The sequence below is a fragment of the Citrobacter sp. wls711 genome (assembly GCF_005281055.1).
GTDB classification, from domain to species: domain Bacteria; phylum Pseudomonadota; class Gammaproteobacteria; order Enterobacterales; family Enterobacteriaceae; genus Citrobacter; species Citrobacter gillenii.
In genome coordinates this window covers 1-17,730 of the sequence record NZ_SZXC01000002.1, presented here as the reverse complement: position 1 = coordinate 17,730, position 17,730 = coordinate 1, and the positions used below count along the sequence as shown (strand labels likewise).

15 protein-coding genes and 1 pseudogene are annotated in these 17,730 nt (G+C 52.8%); 7 read left to right on the top strand and 9 right to left on the bottom strand.

Translation table 11 applies throughout. The annotated features are described in order from the left end of the window. Positions 1 to 7 precede the first annotated feature (7 nt). Positions 8 to 1,111 (bottom strand): glutamate 5-kinase, encoded by a 1,104-nt coding sequence (gene proB / locus FDW98_RS00115; protein WP_096758188.1) that lies wholly within the window; start codon positions 1,109 to 1,111, stop codon positions 8 to 10. 288 nt (positions 1,112 to 1,399) lie between these two features. Here proB and phoE point away from each other — a divergent pair, with 288 nt between their 5' ends. Then, positions 1,400 to 2,455 (top strand): phosphoporin PhoE, encoded by a 1,056-nt coding sequence (gene phoE, locus FDW98_RS00110; protein WP_096758189.1) that lies wholly within the window; start codon positions 1,400 to 1,402, stop codon positions 2,453 to 2,455. 56 nt (positions 2,456 to 2,511) lie between these two features. Here phoE and crl read toward each other — a convergent pair whose 3' ends face one another. The 3 genes from crl to gpt all read right to left on the bottom strand — a co-directional run bounded on the left by crl (position 2,512) and on the right by gpt (position 4,773). After that, on the bottom strand, positions 2,512 to 2,913 hold the full coding sequence (crl, locus tag FDW98_RS00105; protein ID WP_096758190.1) for a sigma factor-binding protein Crl: 402 nt from the start codon (positions 2,911 to 2,913) through the stop codon (positions 2,512 to 2,514). Between the two features lie 57 nt (positions 2,914 to 2,970). Continuing rightward, the gene (gene frsA / locus FDW98_RS00100; RefSeq protein WP_096758191.1) at positions 2,971 to 4,215 is read right to left on the bottom strand and encodes an esterase FrsA; all 1,245 of its coding nucleotides are present in this window, start codon (positions 4,213 to 4,215) and stop codon (positions 2,971 to 2,973) included. 99 nt (positions 4,216 to 4,314) lie between these two features. Beyond that, a complete protein-coding gene (gene gpt / locus FDW98_RS00095; RefSeq protein ID WP_096758192.1) occupies positions 4,315 to 4,773 on the bottom strand; it encodes a xanthine phosphoribosyltransferase in 459 nt (152 codons plus the stop codon). A 262-nt stretch (positions 4,774 to 5,035) separates the two neighbouring features. Between gpt and pepD the strand changes: the two genes are divergently transcribed. Continuing rightward, positions 5,036 to 6,493 (top strand): cytosol nonspecific dipeptidase, encoded by a 1,458-nt coding sequence (gene pepD / locus FDW98_RS00090; RefSeq protein WP_096758193.1) that lies wholly within the window; start codon positions 5,036 to 5,038, stop codon positions 6,491 to 6,493. A gap of 103 nt (positions 6,494 to 6,596) precedes the next feature. On the opposite strand, the gene dinB is transcribed toward pepD, so the two are convergent. Both dinB and FDW98_RS23550 read right to left on the bottom strand, forming a co-directional pair. After that, on the bottom strand, positions 6,597 to 7,652 hold the full coding sequence (gene dinB / locus FDW98_RS00085) for a DNA polymerase IV (protein WP_096758194.1): 1,056 nt from the start codon (positions 7,650 to 7,652) through the stop codon (positions 6,597 to 6,599). Positions 7,653 to 7,811: 159 nt separating this feature from the next. Beyond that, positions 7,812 to 8,414, bottom strand: coding sequence for a putative lateral flagellar export/assembly protein LafU (locus FDW98_RS23550; protein WP_096759468.1), 603 nt, complete (start codon positions 8,412 to 8,414; stop codon positions 7,812 to 7,814). Here FDW98_RS23550 and FDW98_RS00075 point away from each other — a divergent pair. Continuing rightward, a pseudogene (locus FDW98_RS00075) lies at positions 8,380 to 10,098 on the top strand (flagellar biosynthesis protein FlhA); the annotation flags it as partial. The gene FDW98_RS23550 and the pseudogene FDW98_RS00075 sit on opposite strands and share 35 nt — an antisense overlap. 37 nt (positions 10,099 to 10,135) lie before the next feature. Here FDW98_RS00075 and FDW98_RS00070 read toward each other — a convergent pair. Continuing rightward, positions 10,136 to 10,897 carry a C40 family peptidase gene (locus FDW98_RS00070; RefSeq protein ID WP_096758196.1) on the bottom strand — a complete coding sequence of 254 codons (762 nt, stop codon included), beginning with the start codon at positions 10,895 to 10,897 and terminating at the stop codon, positions 10,136 to 10,138. 348 nt (positions 10,898 to 11,245) lie between these two features. Here FDW98_RS00070 and dpaA point away from each other — a divergent pair, with 348 nt between their 5' ends. Beyond that, positions 11,246 to 11,986: a peptidoglycan meso-diaminopimelic acid protein amidase gene (gene dpaA, locus FDW98_RS00065; RefSeq protein WP_096758197.1), complete on the top strand. Its 741-nt coding sequence runs from the start codon at positions 11,246 to 11,248 to the stop codon at positions 11,984 to 11,986. Here the strand turns inward: dpaA and FDW98_RS00060 are convergent. Further along, the gene (locus FDW98_RS00060) at positions 11,957 to 12,724 is read right to left on the bottom strand and encodes a class II glutamine amidotransferase (protein WP_096758198.1); all 768 of its coding nucleotides are present in this window, start codon (positions 12,722 to 12,724) and stop codon (positions 11,957 to 11,959) included. The genes dpaA and FDW98_RS00060 overlap by 30 nt on opposite strands. 163 nt (positions 12,725 to 12,887) lie before the next feature. Beyond that, positions 12,888 to 13,466, bottom strand: a complete 579-nt coding sequence (gene lpcA, locus FDW98_RS00055; protein ID WP_096758199.1) for a D-sedoheptulose 7-phosphate isomerase — start codon at positions 13,464 to 13,466, stop codon at positions 12,888 to 12,890. Positions 13,467 to 13,705: 239 nt separating this feature from the next. Between lpcA and fadE the strand changes: the two genes are divergently transcribed. The 3 genes from fadE to FDW98_RS00040 all read left to right on the top strand — a co-directional run bounded on the left by fadE (position 13,706) and on the right by FDW98_RS00040 (position 17,593). Continuing rightward, positions 13,706 to 16,150, top strand: a complete 2,445-nt coding sequence (fadE, locus tag FDW98_RS00050; RefSeq protein ID WP_096758200.1) for an acyl-CoA dehydrogenase FadE — start codon at positions 13,706 to 13,708, stop codon at positions 16,148 to 16,150. Positions 16,151 to 16,259: 109 nt separating this feature from the next. Then, positions 16,260 to 17,027, top strand: a complete 768-nt coding sequence (locus tag FDW98_RS00045) for an amidohydrolase (RefSeq protein ID WP_096758201.1) — start codon at positions 16,260 to 16,262, stop codon at positions 17,025 to 17,027. 155 nt (positions 17,028 to 17,182) lie between these two features. Then, the gene (locus tag FDW98_RS00040) at positions 17,183 to 17,593 is read left to right on the top strand and encodes a Spy/CpxP family protein refolding chaperone (protein ID WP_096758202.1); all 411 of its coding nucleotides are present in this window, start codon (positions 17,183 to 17,185) and stop codon (positions 17,591 to 17,593) included. Positions 17,594 to 17,730: the final 137 nt, after the last annotated feature.

Genomic DNA, 17,730 nt, shown 5'->3' with positions numbered 1-17,730 from the left:
CTGCTCCTTAACGGGTGATCATGTCATCGCGATGGACGGCAACCGGGCCATATTCATAGCCGAGGATCGCGTCAATCTGTTGAGAGTGGTGTCCGGCAATACGGCGCAGCGCGTCGCTGTTATAGCGAGTGACGCCGTGGGCAATATCGCGCCCTTCAAGATTGCAGATACGAATCACTTCACCACGAGAGAAGTTGCCTGTCACGCTTTTAATGCCTTTGGGCAATAACGAACTGCCGCGTTCCAGAATGGCGGAGGTCGCCCCTTCATCGACGGTGATTTCCCCGGCGGGCGGTGCGCCGAAGATCCAGCGTTTGCGGTTCTCCAGCGGAGAAGCCTGAGCATGAAAACGCGTCCCCACGGACACGCCTTCCATTACATCACCAATCACGCCAGGCTTGCTGCCTGCGGCAATAATGGTGTCGATACCGGCGCGGCAGGCCACGTCTGCCGCCTGCAGCTTGGTGCCCATACCGCCGGTGCCGAGACCAGAGACGCTGTCTCCGGCGATAGACCGCAGCGCGTCATCAATCCCGTAGACGTCTTTAATCAGCTCAGCCTGCGGATTAGTACGCGGGTCAGCGGTGAACAGGCCCTGCTGATCGGTGAGCAGCAGCAGCTTATCGGCCCCGGCCAGAATCGCCGCCAGCGCCGACAGGTTGTCGTTATCACCGACTTTGATTTCGGCGGTTGCCACCGCGTCGTTCTCATTGATGACAGGAACGATGTTGTTATCCAGCAGCGCACGTAACGTGTCGCGAGCGTTAAGGAAACGTTCTCTGTCTTCCATATCCGCACGCGTCAGCAGCATCTGCCCGACATGAATACCATAAATGGAGAACAGCTGTTCCCAGAGTTGAATCAGTCGGCTCTGCCCTACTGCCGCCAGCAGCTGTTTAGAGGCGATCGTTGCCGGAAGTTCAGGGTAACCAAGATGCTCACGCCCGGCGGCAATCGCGCCCGAGGTAACAATAACAATGCGATGCCCTGCGGCATGGAGCTGCGCGCACTGGCGGACCAGTTCTACGATGTGGGCACGGTTCAGGCGGCGCGATCCGCCCGTTAGCACACTGGTGCCAAGTTTTACCACCAGCGTCTGGCTGTCACTCATGATTCTCTGCCATTCAAGATTGGGGAAATGATATCAAACGAACGTTTTAGCAGGACTGGCCCCGGTTGCCAACAGCCAGCGCACAAAGCATGAAATTTTATTGCGCAGGATCAGCAAGCGTAGCGGCAAGTTTTGACGTTTTTATGACAGAAACAAATAAACATTCTTTTTTAAAAATATTCTTACTTTGTCATAAAACGTTCATTGCCAGACGTTAAAAACCCTCCTGTCGTTGAACGGGGAACACACCCAGTAAATATTCGCGCGTACTTTAAATCAGGAATGAAAATGAAAAAGAGCACTCTGGCATTAGTGGTGATGGGTATTATGGCATCGGCATCCGTACAGGCAGCGGAAGTGTATAATAAGAACGGAAATAAACTGGATGTGTACGGCAAAGTTAAAGCCATGCACTACATGACCGATAATGACAGCAAAGACGGCGACCAAAGCTATATCCGTTTTGGTTTTAAAGGCGAAACCCAAATTAACGATCAGCTGACCGGTTATGGTCGTTGGGAAGCAGAGTTCGCAGGCAATAAAGCCGAAAGCGATCCTAACCAGCAAAAAACACGTCTGGCCTTCGCGGGTCTGAAATTGAAAAACCTCGGTTCCTTCGACTACGGTCGTAACCTGGGTGCGCTGTACGACGTTGAAGCGTGGACCGATATGTTCCCGGAGTTCGGCGGGGACTCTTCCGCGCAGACCGATAATTTCATGACCAAACGCGCCAGCGGTCTGGCGACGTACCGTAACACCGACTTCTTCGGCGTCGTTGATGGCCTGGATCTCACCTTGCAATACCAGGGTAAAAACGAAGACCGTGATGTGAAAAAACAGAATGGCGACGGTTTTGGTACGTCGGTGACCTATGACTTTGGCGGCAGCGATTTCGCCATCAGCGGCGCCTATACCAATTCCGATCGTACCAATCAGCAGAATCTGCAAAACCGTGGCGCGGGCGACAAAGCCGAAGCCTGGGCAACCGGTTTAAAATACGATGCTAACGATATTTATATTGCCACGATGTACTCTGAAACGCGCAAAATGACGCCTATATCCGGTGGTTTCGCCAATAAAACACAGAACGTCGAAGCAGTGGTTCAGTACCAGTTTGATTTTGGTCTGCGTCCGTCCCTGGGATATGTGCTGTCGAAAGGCAAAGATATTGAAGGTATCGGCAATGAAGATCTGGTGAATTATATCGACGTTGGCGCGACCTATTATTTCAACAAGAATATGTCGGCATTTGTTGATTATAAAATCAACCAGTTGGATAGCGATAATAAGCTGGCCATCAACAATGATGATATCGTCGCAGTGGGGATGACCTACCAGTTCTGATCTAACATAAAAAATGCCGGATGGGGTTGCGCCGCCATCCGGCATTTTGCTGTTCACTATGCCGTTAATTTAACCGGCTGATCTTTAAAGTCGTCCGCAGGTTCCAGCGCCAGATTCAGCGACGTTAGCAACCCACGCAATTTTTCATGGAACTCACGTAAGGTGTACTCCAGTCGATCTACCACTTCAGTCTCTTTGATGGGCACGGCAGTCCAGTTGCCGTCTTGATCAAACAAACCAAACTGGTAGCTGTACGTGAAGCGTTTTTCCTGTGCTTCTAACTCCATCCACCAGCCCCAGAATTCACGCTTCTCCGGCGCGGGTTTCACGTTGACGCAAACAGCCAGACAATCGAAAAAAAATCGATTATCTTCGCACTGCCCTTCCCGGATGTAGGGGCCAAGCGCGGTGAATTTCTTGATCAATCTGCTTTTCGGGTGTCCACTCGGTAACGTCATTGCGATCTCCTTAGGTGAAGCAACTGTTTTACCAAATCAATAAAATTTAGCAATCTATTAACACAATCTATGATTGATCCATCCGGTTATTTCTTGCAGCGCTTTATCAAAATTGCGATACACCGGGTTGAACGGAATCTCCATCAGCTTACCGTCAGAAGATGACGATGTGATTAAGCGAGACTCCTCTTCCGGACTAAACGGATCGTTTTTCCAGAAGCCCGACAGCATCGGCGTTGGACAACGTCGGCCCAACAGGCCTTGTACCTTTAATGAATAGCGATTGAGTTCGACACGCAGCGCGTCATCGGAGGCGTCGTGCATACCCAGACGGCTGGCCAGTACATCAAGATACATTTCCGGGACGCTTGCCTGCCGCTGCGGGTCGCTGAGCAGCGCATGCACTACCGGCCCCAGACACGCCACCGCTTTCAGGCGCGAAGATTCGAGATACGCCAACCGTACCGCCACGTTGGCGCCAAAGCGAAAACCAAATGCCGCGACGCGGGTGTGATCGACCCAGGGAATGTTGGGCAGTGCTTTTAATACGTGCTGATGCAGCAGGCTGGAATCCTGGGTCAGTTTCCATTTCGACGAAAACCCGACCGAGGGCATGTCCAGCGTCAGCATGGCAATACCACGCGGGGCAAAATAGCGTTCATACAGGGTGTAGTAATCCGTTTGCATGGAATCCAGCCCCCCGCACATCAGCACCGTCGGGAACGGGCCATCACCTTTTGGCATATGCAAAAAACCGGTGATCGGCGCACCGCCGGGAACCGTGAATTCCAGTTCGCGCAGCTTACCGGGCAAGCGCTGAGCCGCCTCTTCATACGCGCGATTCGCCAGAGCCTGCGCCTGTTCAGCCAGCTCGTCGCCTTTCAGATGCGGATACGCCGCAATGTTGTACAGCGTAGAGGCGTGCAGCCAGTGGCGTCCGCTAATTTGCGGGTCCTGTTCTGCCATGGCCTTCTGCTGCCAGTCCATTGCCTGCTTCGCCCACTCGTAGATCCAGTTCCCGCCACGATAGCCAATGACCGTGTCATAGAGCTCTTTATCCGTGCGCTCTGCTTCGCTCATGACGATACGCGCCTGCACCTCAAGGATTTCGCGCGGATCGACGCCGCGCCAGATCCACATCAGGCGATTCACCATGCGGTACCAGTGCGGGATGGTTGTGCCATCCAGGGCAGATTGCACAGACGGCTGCGCGCCGTGATTAAATCGACGAACCAGCGTTGACGTTTCAGGGTGTTTGAAGCGGGGTTTAAACAGGACTTCGCTGAGGTTAGCCTGTGACATAATTACGGCCTCCATGAGTACTCACTAAGGCATAGTGTAACCTGACACGGCACAAAAAGAACAACGCCCGGCATAGCCAGGCGTTGAAAACGATTTAGATTAGCGGCCTGAAATCGGCGGGATGAACACGACGCCCATATCCCACGGCTGCTCGATCCAGGTATCCTGAGGGATATCAACAACATAATCATTCACCAGCGGACGGCCTGCCGGTTTAGCGAAGATGGTGACGAAATGCGCTTTAGGGTACATTTCGCGAATCGCAACCGCGGTACCCCCGGTGTCAACCAGGTCATCGATTACGATGAAACCTTCACCGTCACCTTCAGCACGCTTCAGCACTTTCAGTTCGCGCTGATTGTCGTGATCGTAGCTGGAGATGCATACGGTATCGACATGACGAATACCCAATTCACGCGCCAGCAGCGCGCCTGGCACCAGACCACCACGGCTAACGGCAATAATGCCTTTCCATTGTTCAGAAGGCATCAAGCGGCTTGCCAGTTTACGTGCATGGATCTGCAACATGTCCCAGGTGACGACGTATTTTTCGCTCATGTGAAGTTGTCCCAGCCTGTTTATCTACGGCTTAAAAAGTGTTCGAGGGGGAAATAGGTTGCGCGAGATTATAGAGATCTGACGTGCTAAAAACCAGTGTTAAGCGAAATCCAGGCCTCTTTTTGCATGCTTTTTGCTAGCCGTGAGCAGAGAAAGTGGTATTCTCAATTGCATCGCGCAAGCCTGACTTGTGGTGTTTTTAATTCTGCTAACCCCGTGGCCTGTAAGTCAATTTTGCAGGGCATCGCCAAGGAGACTCAACGTGTCTGAACTGTCTCAATTATCCCCGCAGCCGCTGTGGGATATTTTTGCCAAAATCTGTTCTATTCCTCATCCGTCCTACCATGAAGAGCAACTCGCTGAACATATTCTGAGTTGGGCCCAAGAGAAAGGTTTCCACGTCGAGCGCGATCAGGTAGGTAATATCCTGATTCGCAAACCCGCTACCGCAGGAATGGAAAACCGCAAGCCGGTTGTTCTGCAGGCGCACCTGGATATGGTGCCGCAAAAAAACAACGATACCGTTCACGACTTCACCAAAGATCCGATCCAGCCTTATATTGATGGCGAATGGGTGAAAGCCCGTGGCACCACGCTGGGTGCGGATAACGGTATCGGTATGGCCTCTGCGCTGGCCGTTCTGGCCGATGACAGCGTGGTTCACGGCCCGCTGGAAGTTCTGCTGACCATGACCGAAGAAGCGGGCATGGACGGTGCGTTTGGTCTGCAGGCTAACTGGCTGCAGGCAGATATTCTGATCAACACCGACTCCGAAGAAGAAGGTGAGATCTACATGGGTTGCGCGGGGGGGATCGACTTCACCGCCAATCTGCCGCTGTCCCGTGAAGCCATTCCTGCAGGTTTCCAGACCTTTAAGCTGACGCTGAAAGGCCTGAAAGGCGGTCACTCCGGCGGCGAAATCCATGTTGGCCTCGGTAATGCCAACAAGCTGCTGGTACGCTTCCTGGCTGGCCACGCTGAAGAACTGGATCTGCGTCTGGTTGATTTCAACGGTGGTACGCTGCGTAACGCGATCCCACGTGAAGCCTTTGCTACCCTTGCTGTTGCCGCAGACAACGTCGATGCGTTAAAAGCGCTGGTCAGCACTTATCAGGAAATCCTGAAAAACGAGCTGGCAGCAAAAGAGAAAAATCTGGCACTGCTGCTGGATACCGTCTCTAACGACAAAGCCGCACTGACCGCTCAGTCCCGCGATACCTTTGTTCGTCTGCTGAACGCGACACCAAACGGCGTGATCCGTAATTCAGACGTGGCAAAAGGCGTGGTGGAAACCTCCCTGAACGTCGGTGTTGTCACCATGACTGACGACAACGTGCAGATTCACTGCCTGGTTCGCTCGCTGATCGACAGCGGTAAAGACTATGTGGTGAGCATGCTGGATTCTCTGGGCAAGCTGGCTGGCGCGAAGACCGAAGCCAAAGGCGCGTATCCTGGCTGGCAGCCGGACGCGAACTCGCCGGTCATGCATCTGGTGCGCGAAACCTATCAGCGTCTGTTCAACAAGACGCCAAACATCCAGATTATCCACGCGGGTCTGGAATGTGGTCTGTTTAAGAAGCCGTATCCGGAAATGGACATGGTTTCCATCGGGCCAACCATCACGGGTCCGCACTCCCCGGATGAGCAGGTTCATATCGAAAGCGTTGGCCATTACTGGACGCTGCTGACTGAACTGCTGAAGTCTATTCCGGCGAAGTAAGTCCCTGCAATAAATGCCGGATGGCGCTGCTGCTTATCCGGCCTGCACGCTGATTTGTAGGCCGGATAAGGCGTTTACGCCGCCATCCGGCAATACATCAGAGTCAAATTCCCAGCAGTAGTTGCCTTTCCAGCTGTGGATCCAGCAGCGTGACGTGTAATCCTACCAGCCTGACCCCACGTCCTCCCCGACGCTCATCCCAGGTTTTGCGCGCCGTGGTAATCAAATCATCTTTACTTAAGCGCGGCCAGACGTGCTCCTGAGTGGTCTGCTGAAAGTCATTAAACTTTAATTTAATGCCCTGGCGAGCAATACATAAATCCGGTTTTACCTTTGCCAGACGCCGCTCCAGCTCCGGATAAAGCCGCTCGATAATCGCCTCACATTCTGACCACTCATGAATATCCTCTGCCAGCGTGCGTTCAACACCGACGGATTTGCGCATTCTGTCGTTATTCACATCCCGCTCGTCAATGCCCTGGCTGCGCTCCCACAGCACGCGACCAAATTTACCAAAACGCTTAAGCAATATCGCCAGGTCGCACTGTTGTACATCTTCACAGGTACGTAATCCCATGGATTCCAGCCTGGCGGCGGAAACTTTGCCGACGCCGGGGATTTTCCCCAGCGGGAGCGTTCTGATAAATTCCGGCACATCATCCGGTGTGATCACATATTGCCCGTTGGGCTTATTGAGATCGGAGGCGATCTTGGCCAGAAACTTGACCGGTGCAATCCCCACGGAGGCGGTGAGCTGTAGCTCGTCAAAAATCGTCTGGCGAATTTGCTGGGCAATCAGTGTGGCCGATCCGTGACAGTGCGTGCTGTCAGTGACGTCCAGATAGGCTTCATCCAGCGAAAGGGGTTCGATAAGCGAGGTGTAGCGTGCGAAGATCGCCTGAATCTGGCGAGACGCTTCTTTATACGCCTCATAACGACCGGGTAATAAGGTGAGATGCGGGCACAGTTTTAACGCCATCCCCGTGGGCATCGCGCTGCGTACGCCAAATTTCCGCGCCGGGTAATTGGCGGTGCTGATCACCCCCCGGCGTTCACGGCTGCCACCGATAGCGATCGGGATATCACGCAGCGCGGGGTTATCACGCATTTCCACCGCCGCGAAAAAGCAGTCCATATCGACATGTATGATTTTACGCATCACCCCTCCCACAAAACTGTTTAAATATACAGTATTCTTTATAGTGTGAGAAGTCCGAACAGGTAGACATTGAACACGCCTCCCAATCCCCACGTTGCGCGGGGCGAGAGAACAGAATTAATGAGGCACAACAACGGGGGGGTGACGTAAAGAAGTCACCTACTTTTGTTTATCCAGCTTATCCACCAACGGCTGCACAACCTTCTCGCCGTGCTGACCAAAGTATTGATACAGCGTGTCGGAGGCACTTTGCGTCAACACCATGATCTCGATGCGGCGATTGCCCGCGCTCTCTGGATTATTCGCATCCAGCAGCATCTGGTCTGCCATGGCGCTGACCTGCATGACTTTATCCTGAGGCATCCCCGCTTCTTCCAGCACGCGTAACCCCTGGGGGACGATCTCCATCTCCAGGTTAGTTTCCATATGCGCATTGTGAGCGATGGTGTTGATATCAGTCACCAGCTCCCCGAGCTCAGTGGCGGATCTCTTCTTCAGCAGCGCGGTCTTTTCATTCACATCCATGACCTTTTTGGCTGTCTCTTCCGTCAGCTGCGCCGTTTCCTGTGGCGTCGATTTTTTATCCAGCGTATTGCGGGCAACATTTTTATTGCTCACGCTCGGCGTAATCGGCTTTTTGCCTATTTTGTTTAATGGCGTAAGCCCTCCCCCGTTGAAGATGGACTGGCCGTGCAGCGCCGCAACGATATTTTCACGATCGGATTTACTGACGTTGTTGACAATCAACTTTATCGTGGTCAATAAAGGTGCTGAACGTATCTCCGAGGTGTCCTCCCGCTTTACGCTGGACGCGATGCCCGGTAAACAGATGGCGATTGATGCCGATCTGAATGCCGGGTTGATCAACCAGGCGCAGGCGCAAACACGACGCAAAGACGTGGCAGGTGAGGCAGATTTCTACGGTGCGATGGATGGTGCTTCAAAGTTCGTGCGTGGGGACGCCATCGCCGGGATGATGATCCTGGCCATCAACCTGATCGGCGGCGTCTGTATTGGGATCTTTAAATACGATTTAAGCGCTGAGGCCGCGTTCCAGCAATACATGCTGATGACCATCGGTGACGGCCTGGTCGCGCAAATCCCGTCTTTGCTGCTGTCGACGGCGGCGGCGATTATCGTCACGCGCGTCAGCGACAGCGGCGATATTGCTACCGACGTACGTAGCCAGCTGCTGGCCAGCCCTTCGGTGCTCTATACCGCCACCAGCATTATGTTCATGCTGGCCGTTGTGCCGGGCATGCCACATTTCCCTTTCCTGGCATTTACGGCGCTGTTAGGGTTCACCGCCTGGCGCATGAGCAAGCGTCCGAAAGTCGCCGAGACTGAAGAGAAAAATCTCGAAACGCTGACCAAAACCATCACCGAAACCACCGAGCAGCAGGTCAGTTGGGAAACCATTCCGTTAATTGAGCCCATTAGCCTGAGTCTGGGCTATAAGCGGGTGGCGCTGGTCGATAAATCGAAAGGTAATCCGCTGACCCAGCGTATTCGTGGCGTGCGGCAGGTGATTTCTGACGGCAACGGCGTGTTGCTGCCTGAAATTCGTATCCGCGAAAACTTCAGACTGAAACCCACGCAGTACGCCATTTTCATCAATGGGATTAAAGCGGATGAGGCGGATATCCCCTCAGATAAGCTGATGGCGCTACCCTCCAGCGAAACTTACGGCGAAATAGATGGCGTATTAGGGAACGACCCGGCCTACGGGATGCCCGTTACCTGGATTGTGCCGGCGCAAAAAGCCAAGGCGTTAAATATGGGGTATCAGGTGATTGACAACGCCAGCGTCATTGCCACGCACGTGAATAAGATTATTCGTCGCTATATTCCCGATCTGTTTAATTACGATGATATTACGCAGTTACATAACCGCCTGTCGTCCATGGCACCGCGTCTGGCGGAAGATCTCAGTGCGGCGCTGAATTACAGCCAGTTATTGAAGGTTTACCGGACGCTGCTTATCGAAGGCGTTTCATTACGCGATATCGTTACCATTGCCACCGTGCTGGTTGCCAGCAGCGCGACCACCAAAGATCCCATTCTGCTGACGGCAGATGTCCGTCTTGCGCTGCGTCGCAGTATTACTCACCCGTTTGTACGCAAAGATGAGCTGGCGGTCTACACGCTCAATAGTGAACTGGAGAATTTACTGGCAAACGTGGTTAATCAGGCACAGCAAAGTGGCAAAGTGATGCTCGACAGCGTACCGGTCGATCCGAATATGCTTAATCAGTTCCAGAGCAATGTGCCGCAGATAAAAGAACAAATGAAAGCCGCGGGGAAAGAACCGATATTGTTGGTCGCTCCACAGTTACGTCCGCTGCTCGCTCGCTATGCTCGTCTGTTCGCGCCGGGGCTACAGGTGCTGTCTTATAATGAAGTGCCGGATGAGCTGGAATTAAAAATTATGGGCGCGTTGAGCTAACGCGTGATGAGGCGGTGCTGAAAGTACCGCCTGACTATTACAGAATTGTATTTTCCGTCAGAATTCGTCGGGCACCGAGATAATGATCCTGCCAGAAAGGTTCGGACAAGGTGCTGACCCGGATCGTTTCGCCGGTACGTGGCGACTCAATAAATTGCCCCTGCCCCAAATAGACGCCCATATGATCGGCAATATCCCGGCTGTGAATATGGAAAAACAGTAAATCACCACGACGTAAATCGCGATTAGAGACAATTGTCGCCCGCCGATAGTGATACATTTCATTGGCAGTACGGGGCAGTTTCGCCGCCAGAATTTTATTGTAGGCATAGAAAACGAGCCCGCTGCAGTCAAAGCCTTCATCCGGACGGGTTCCCCCCCACAGATACGGTTTACCTAACTGTTGCTCAAGGCGATGAATCGCCACTTCGGTGATGTTGTGCAGGTGATCGCTACTGAGAAAATGAGGATTTTCGGCGAGTTCCTGCCAGCGATGATCGCTGGCTTTAAGCGGACCTGGGAACCACTCCGGGTGCTGTTTAATCTGCACGCGATTCTGCTGGCGCAGTGCCTTTTTACTTTCCGCATTACCTTCTACCACGTAGCTGGCCTGCTTTTTTACCTGCACATGATACTGCTTTAGTAACCGGGCACGATTACGCATACGCAACTGCGCCGCATAGTTTAAGGGGGTATTTGATAAGACAGGCTGAACTTTGGCGATACACGGTAATGACAACACGACACACAAAGACAGCAGGCCCGGCAAAAGGCGTCGGGGTGCAGTGGCAAAAGACATGAAAAAAGAATACCTGGTCAAACACGTTCGGCGCAGTGTACTGCTATTGGCGGGATATCTTTTTTAATATTTGATTATTAATAGATTAATTTTTTAAATTCAATAGATTAGAAAGTCAGTATTAATCTTATGCAATGGACGGATAGCAGCGACAAATTACGCCGCTGTCTGACTGCCTTTAAGTCCAATTTTGCGTATAAAGAGAAACTAAAGTGTAAACGCAGCACGAGAGACTTGCGAAAAACTTTCTTGGTGCTAATGTGAGCGCTCCAAATCCAGATTTATCCGATTTGGCGACTCTATTTGCCGTCCTGGCGTGTGTAACCGTTTTATCAAGGAATAAGCAGTATGCGTAAAATCGCATTTTTTCTTGCGATGCTTTTATTACCGTGCGTTTCATTTGCCGGTTTGCTGAGCAGTAGCAGTCCAACTGCACCTGTCAGCAAAGAATATAAGCAGCAATTGATGGGATCTCCTGTCTATATTCAGATCTTTAAAGAAGAACGCACGCTGGATCTGTACGTCAAGATGGGCGAACAGTATCAATTGCTCGACAGCTACAAGATCTGTAACTATTCCGGCGGGTTAGGACCCAAGCAACGTCAGGGCGATTTTAAAAGCCCGGAAGGGTTTTACAGCGTACAACGCGGTCAGCTCAAACCGGATAGCCGCTTCTATAAAGCGATTAATATTGGCTTTCCCAACGCCTATGACCGCGCGCACGGGTACGAAGGTAAATACCTGATGATCCACGGCGCCTGCGTTTCTGTCGGCTGCTATGCCATGACCGACAACGGCATTGATGAGATTTTCCAGTTTGTCACTGGGGCGTTAGTATTTGGCCAGTCCAGCGTGCAGGTCAGCATTTATCCGTTCCGCATGACCGATACCAACATGAAGCGCCACCAGAACTCGTATTACAAAGAGTTCTGGTCACAGCTAAAACCGGGATACGACTATTTTGAACAGACGCGTAAGCCACCGACTGTTTCCGTGGTCGATGGTCGTTACGTCGTTAGCAAACCGTTGAGTCATGAAGTGATACAGCCACAGCTGGCGTCAAACTACACGCTCCCCGAGACAAAATAGCGCCCATTCACCTGGCATAATCTTTTGCCAGGTTTCATTGCCCGTCAGCGGCTGCGTCGCGATCACGGTGACCACATCATTGGGTGTGGTCTCGGAGCTAAAGTCGATTTCTACATCCTGATCCAATAACGTCGCCACGCCGAAGGGTGCGCGGCGGGTGATCCAGAACAGATTGGTCGAACAGAACGCCATCACGTAGCGCCCGTCAGACAACAACATGTTGAAGATGCCCTTCTCACGCAGTTCCCCGGCCAGGACGGCAATATATTTAAACACCGCTGTCATGTTGCCCGGCGTACGCGGATAACGTTCAACCAGCTTATGTAGCAGCCAGCAGAATGCTTTTTCGCTGTCGGTTTCTCCGACCGGACGGAAATTACCGGTTTCCAGCGATTTATAACCGCTTAGCTGCCCGTTATGGGCATAGGTCCAGTTGCGCCCCCACAGTTCACGCGTGAACGGATGGGTATTTTCCAGCGCCACTTCTCCCCGATTCGCCTGACGAATATGAGCAATCACGGAACAGGATTTGATGGGATAGTCTTGTACCAGTTTGGCGATAGGCGAGTTAAAGCTGGGTTGCGGATCTTTAAATGTACGGCAACCCTTACCTTCATAAAACGTAATCCCCCAGCCGTCTTTGTGCGGCCCGGTACCTCCCCCGCGCTGAACCAGCCCGGTGAAGCTAAAGCAAATATCGGTTGGCACGTTGGCGCTCATCCCGAGCAGTTCGCACATATATCACCTACCTTAAAACGGTTAATTGCCTGATAAGACTAGCAAAGCACTGCTCGTAGGCCGGATAAGACGCTTGCGTCGCCATCCGGCACAATGCCCGATGGCGCTTCGCTTATCGGGCCTACAAGTTCCTGGCCCGATAAGACCGGCAAAAATTATCGGCTTATTTAACCATCTCTTTTTCAATCAGCTGAATCAGAATATGAATCACTTTAATGTGAATTTCCTGAATACGGTCAGCATAGCCAAAGTGCGGGACGCGAATTTCAATGTCGGCGCTGCCGGCCATTTTACCGCCATCTTTCCCGGTCAGGGTGATGACTTTCATTCCTTTCTCACGCGCAGCGGCAATGGCTTTAATCACGTTTGCCGAGTTACCGGAGGTCGAAATGCCTAACAGGACATCCCCTTCACGCCCTACCGCTTCAACATAGCGAGAGAAAATATAATCGTAACCGAAATCATTGCTGACGCAGGAGATATGGCTGACATCAGAGATAGCGATCGCCGGATAGCCCGGACGGTTTTCACGGTAGCGCCCGGTCAGCTCTTCAGCAAAGTGCATTGCGTCGCAATGGGAGCCGCCGTTACCGCAGGAAAGTACCTTGCCACCCGCTTTAAAACTGTCTGCCAGCAGGACCGCCGCGCGCTGAATAGCGTGAATATTGGCGTCATCTTTTAAAAAATTAGCCAGCGTTTCCGCCGCTTCGCTCAGTTCGTTACGAATAAGATCCTGGTACATGAGGATATCCTTCAGTATGAATGTAAATGACAAGATGCAGTGTACCGGATAGCACTACAGGCGAGAAGCATAAGCCACAGGAATGGCTGTGGCTTTTGATTTTTTGTGCCGGTGAAAACAACAACAATGTGAGCTTTGTTGTAATTATTTTGTAAACACATTGATAAAAGAATTTACATCCACTACAACCATATCATCACAAGTGGTCAGACCTCCTACAAGCAAGGGAGCTTTTCGATATGATGATTTTGAGTATTCTCGCAACGATTGTTCTGCTCGGCGTATTATTTTATCACCGCGTGAGCTTGTTTCTCAGCAGCGTAATTTTGCTCGCATGGACGGCTGCGCTCGGCGTAGCTGGCCTGTGGTCGGTCTGGCTGCTGGTTCCTCTGGCCATTATTCTGGTGCCGTTTAACGTTACGCCGATGCGTAAATCCATGATCTCTGCGCCAGTGTTCCGCGGCTTCCGCAAGGTTATGCCGCCGATGTCGCGCACTGAGAAAGAAGCGATTGATGCCGGTACCACCTGGTGGGAAGGCGATCTGTTCCAGGGCAAACCGGACTGGAAGAAATTGCACAGCTATCCGCAGCCACGCCTGACGGCAGAAGAGCAGGCCTTTATTGACGGTCCGGTCGAAGAAGCGTGCCGCATGGCAAACGACTTCCAGATCACCCATGAATTAGCGGATCTGCCGCCAGAACTGTGGGCGTATCTGAAAGAGCACCGCTTCTTCGCGATGATCATCAAGAAAGAGTACGGCGGTCTGGAATTCTCTGCTTATGCACAGGCTCGCGTACTGCAAAAACTCTCCGGCGTCTCCGGGATCCTGGCGATCACCGTTGGCGTACCTAACTCATTAGGCCCGGGCGAACTGCTGCAACATTACGGCACCGAAGAACAGAAAAACCATTATTTGCCGCGTCTGGCGCGTGGTCAGGAAATCCCTTGCTTTGCGCTGACCAGCCCGGAAGCGGGTTCCGACGCAGGGGCGATTCCGGATACCGGCGTAGTTTGCATGGGTGAATGGCAGGGTCAGCAGGTGCTGGGTATGCGCCTGACCTGGAACAAACGCTATATCACGCTGGCCCCTATCGCCACCGTGCTAGGCCTGGCGTTTAAACTCTCCGACCCGGAAAAACTGCTGGGCGGTGAAGAAGATCTGGGCATTACCTGCGCGCTGATCCCCACCTCAACACCGGGTGTAGAAATTGGTCGTCGCCACTTCCCGCTGAACGTCCCGTTCCAGAACGGTCCGACGCTGGGTAAAGATGTTTTTGTACCGATTGATTACATTATCGGTGGCCCGAAGATGGCCGGTCAGGGCTGGCGTATGCTGGTGGAATGTCTGTCTGTGGGGCGCGGCATTACGCTGCCATCTAACTCGACAGGTGGCGTGAAATCGGTTGCCATGGCAACAGGTGCCTATGCGCATATTCGTCGCCAGTTCAAAATCTCTATCGGCAAGATGGAAGGTATTGAAGAACCGCTGGCGCGTATTGCCGGTAACGCCTACGTGATGGACGCCGCGGCGTCGCTGATTACCTACGGTATTATGCTCGGCGAAAAACCAGCGGTACTTTCCGCCATCGTGAAATATCACTGTACCCACCGCGGGCAGCAGTCAATCATCGATGCGATGGATATCACTGGCGGTAAAGGCATTATGCTGGGCGAAAGCAACTTCCTGGCGCGTGCTTACCAGGGCGCCCCGATCGCCATCACCGTTGAAGGTGCCAATATTCTGACCCGTAGCATGATGATCTTCGGCCAGGGGGCAATTCGTTGCCATCCGTACGTGCTGGAAGAGATGGCGGCGGCGCAGAACAACGATGTGAATGCGTTCGATAAGCTGCTGTTTAAGCACATTGGTCACGTCGGCAGCAATAAGGTACGCAGTTTCTGGCTCGGTCTGACGCGCGGGCTTACCAGCAGCACGCCAACCGGTGATGCCACCAAACGTTACTACCAGCACCTGAACCGTCTGAGCGCCAACCTGGCATTACTCTCAGATGTCTCCATGGCCGTGCTGGGCGGTAGTCTGAAGCGTCGCGAGCGTATCTCCGCGCGTCTGGGCGATGTGTTAAGTCAGCTGTATCTGGCTTCCGCCGTGCTGAAGCGTTATGACGACGAAGGCCGCCATGAAGCCGACCTGCCGCTGGTTCACTGGGGCGTACAGGATGCGTTGTATAAAGCGGAACAGGCGATGGACGATCTGCTGCAAAACTTCCCGAATCGTTTCGTTGCCGGGCTGCTGAATGTGGTTATCTTCCCGACTGGTCGCCACTACCATGCGCCTTCTGACAAACTGGATCATAAAGTTGCGAAGATTTTGCAGGTACCGAGCGCAACCCGTTCACGCATCGGTCGCGGTCAGTACCTGACGCCAAGCCAATACAATCCGGTCGGCTTGTTGGAAGAAGCGTTGCTGGACGTGATTGCCGCCGACCCTATCCACCAGCGTATCTGCAAAGAGCTGGGTAAAAACCTGCCGTTTACCCGCCTGGATGAACTGGCGCGTAACGCGCTGGCAAAAGGGTTGATTGATAAAGACGAAGCCGCGATTCTGGTGAAAGCGGAAGAGAGCCGTCTGCGCAGCATCAACGTGGATGATTTTGCCCCTGAGGAGCTGGCGACCCAGCCGGTAAAGTTGCCAGAGAAAGTGCGTAAAGTCGAAGCGGCATAGCGATCGCGCACGACTTCCAGCCCCGCTTAACGCGGGGCTTTTTATTGCCACATTTTCGGTAATGCTCATGCTACAGTGTCAAAATGCTGTTCAACGAGGAGCCTCGATCGTGCCTGGTTTGAAAATTACCCTACTGCAACAACCACTGATCTGGATGGATGGCCCGGCTAACCTGCGCCATTTCGACCGACAGCTTGAAACCATCACCGGACGAGACGTCATTGTATTGCCCGAGATGTTTACCAGCGGCTTTGCGATGGAAGCGGCCAGCTCGTCGCTTACGCAGGAAGAGGTTGTTCGCTGGATGCACGCCAAAGCGCAGCAGACAAATGCGCTAATCGCCGGCAGCGCTGCGTTACAGTCAGAACGTGGCCCGGTAAATCGTTTTTTACTGGTAGACCCCGAAGGATGCGTTCATTTTTATGATAAACGCCACCTGTTCCGCATGGCGAACGAGCACCAGTATTATCAGGCTGGAGAAGAACGCGTCATTGTTCAATGGCGCGGCTGGCGTATTTTACCGCTGGTCTGTTATGACCTGCGGTTTCCGGTATGGTCACGCAATCGCGAGGATTATGACCTGGCATTATATGTCGCAAACTGGCCTGCACCACGCTCACTGCACTGGCAGGCACTGCTGGTCGCCCGGGCAATTGAGAACCAGGCTTATGTAGCAGGATGTAACCGGGTTGGTAGCGATGGCAATGGCCATCATTATCGCGGGGACAGCCGGGTAATTAACCCGCAAGGGGAAATTATTGCCACCGCCGAGGCGCACCAGGCCACGCGGATTGATGCTGAGCTGTCGCTTACAGCATTGCGGGAGTATCGCGAGAAGTTTCCAGCCTGGCAGGATGCCGACCCGTTTACGCTATAGAGATATCTCTTCTCGCCCGTTACGGAATGGTTTCCCCGTGGCGGGATTGTTTCACTCCGTAACGCACCGCAAAACAAATTCGCGTGGCGACATGCTTCAGGCAACGTATTCTGACAAGGATACTCACACGTAAATTCCCTTATCAGGATATCAAAATGAAGAAATTCGTACGCATGACGTTGCTGGCTGCTACCCTGGCGGGCGCCTCCTTTAGCACACTTGCAGCAAACGTATCCAACGTTCCGGCTCCGGCCCAGGATCCAGTGGTACAGCACCTAAAACTGAGCAATGACCAGGTGGCGCAGATTAAAAAGCTGCACCAACAACTGGAAACCAATGTCAGCCAGATTTCGGTGAACGACGTTAAAGACGGCGTGCTGATTGACGTGATCAAGTCCGGAAAATGGGATGATGCCGCTGTTAAGAAACAGCTTGCCGCGTTCAGCAACATCGAACAGCAGGCACGTTACTACCGCGTGAAATACTACTTTGACCTGAGCAAAGTCCTCACACCAGAGCAGCGTAAGCTGGTGCAAAAAGATATTGCACAGACGCTGGGCGAGTAATGCTGACAGCTCGTTACCCTTGGTAGCGAGCGGGTTATTTTTTTGGCGTGCTAAAACGACGAAAGCCTGAATCATTGCTGATTCAGGCTTTCTGAATAGTGGCGGAATGGACGGGACTCGAACCCGCGACCCCCTGC

Excerpts from the sequence above, each read along its gene's own strand:
- lpcA (WP_096758199.1), bottom strand. The coding sequence starts at position 13,466 with ATGTACCAGGATCTTATTCGTAACGAACTGAGCGAAGCGGCGGAAACG.
- crl (WP_096758190.1), bottom strand. The coding sequence starts at position 2,913 with ATGACGTTACCGAGTGGACACCCGAAAAGCAGATTGATCAAGAAATTC.
- phoE (WP_096758189.1), top strand. The coding sequence starts at position 1,400 with ATGAAAAAGAGCACTCTGGCATTAGTGGTGATGGGTATTATGGCATCG.
- dpaA (WP_096758197.1), top strand. The coding sequence starts at position 11,246 with ATGCGTAAAATCGCATTTTTTCTTGCGATGCTTTTATTACCGTGCGTT.
- FDW98_RS00070 (WP_096758196.1), bottom strand. The coding sequence starts at position 10,897 with ATGTCTTTTGCCACTGCACCCCGACGCCTTTTGCCGGGCCTGCTGTCT.
- dinB (WP_096758194.1), bottom strand. The coding sequence starts at position 7,652 with ATGCGTAAAATCATACATGTCGATATGGACTGCTTTTTCGCGGCGGTG.
- fadE (WP_096758200.1), top strand. The coding sequence starts at position 13,706 with ATGATGATTTTGAGTATTCTCGCAACGATTGTTCTGCTCGGCGTATTA.
- frsA (WP_096758191.1), bottom strand. The coding sequence starts at position 4,215 with ATGTCACAGGCTAACCTCAGCGAAGTCCTGTTTAAACCCCGCTTCAAA.
- FDW98_RS00060 (WP_096758198.1), bottom strand. The coding sequence starts at position 12,724 with ATGTGCGAACTGCTCGGGATGAGCGCCAACGTGCCAACCGATATTTGC.
- proB (WP_096758188.1), bottom strand. The coding sequence starts at position 1,111 with ATGAGTGACAGCCAGACGCTGGTGGTAAAACTTGGCACCAGTGTGCTA.
- FDW98_RS00040 (WP_096758202.1), top strand. The coding sequence starts at position 17,183 with ATGAAGAAATTCGTACGCATGACGTTGCTGGCTGCTACCCTGGCGGGC.
- gpt (WP_096758192.1), bottom strand. The coding sequence starts at position 4,773 with ATGAGCGAAAAATACGTCGTCACCTGGGACATGTTGCAGATCCATGCA.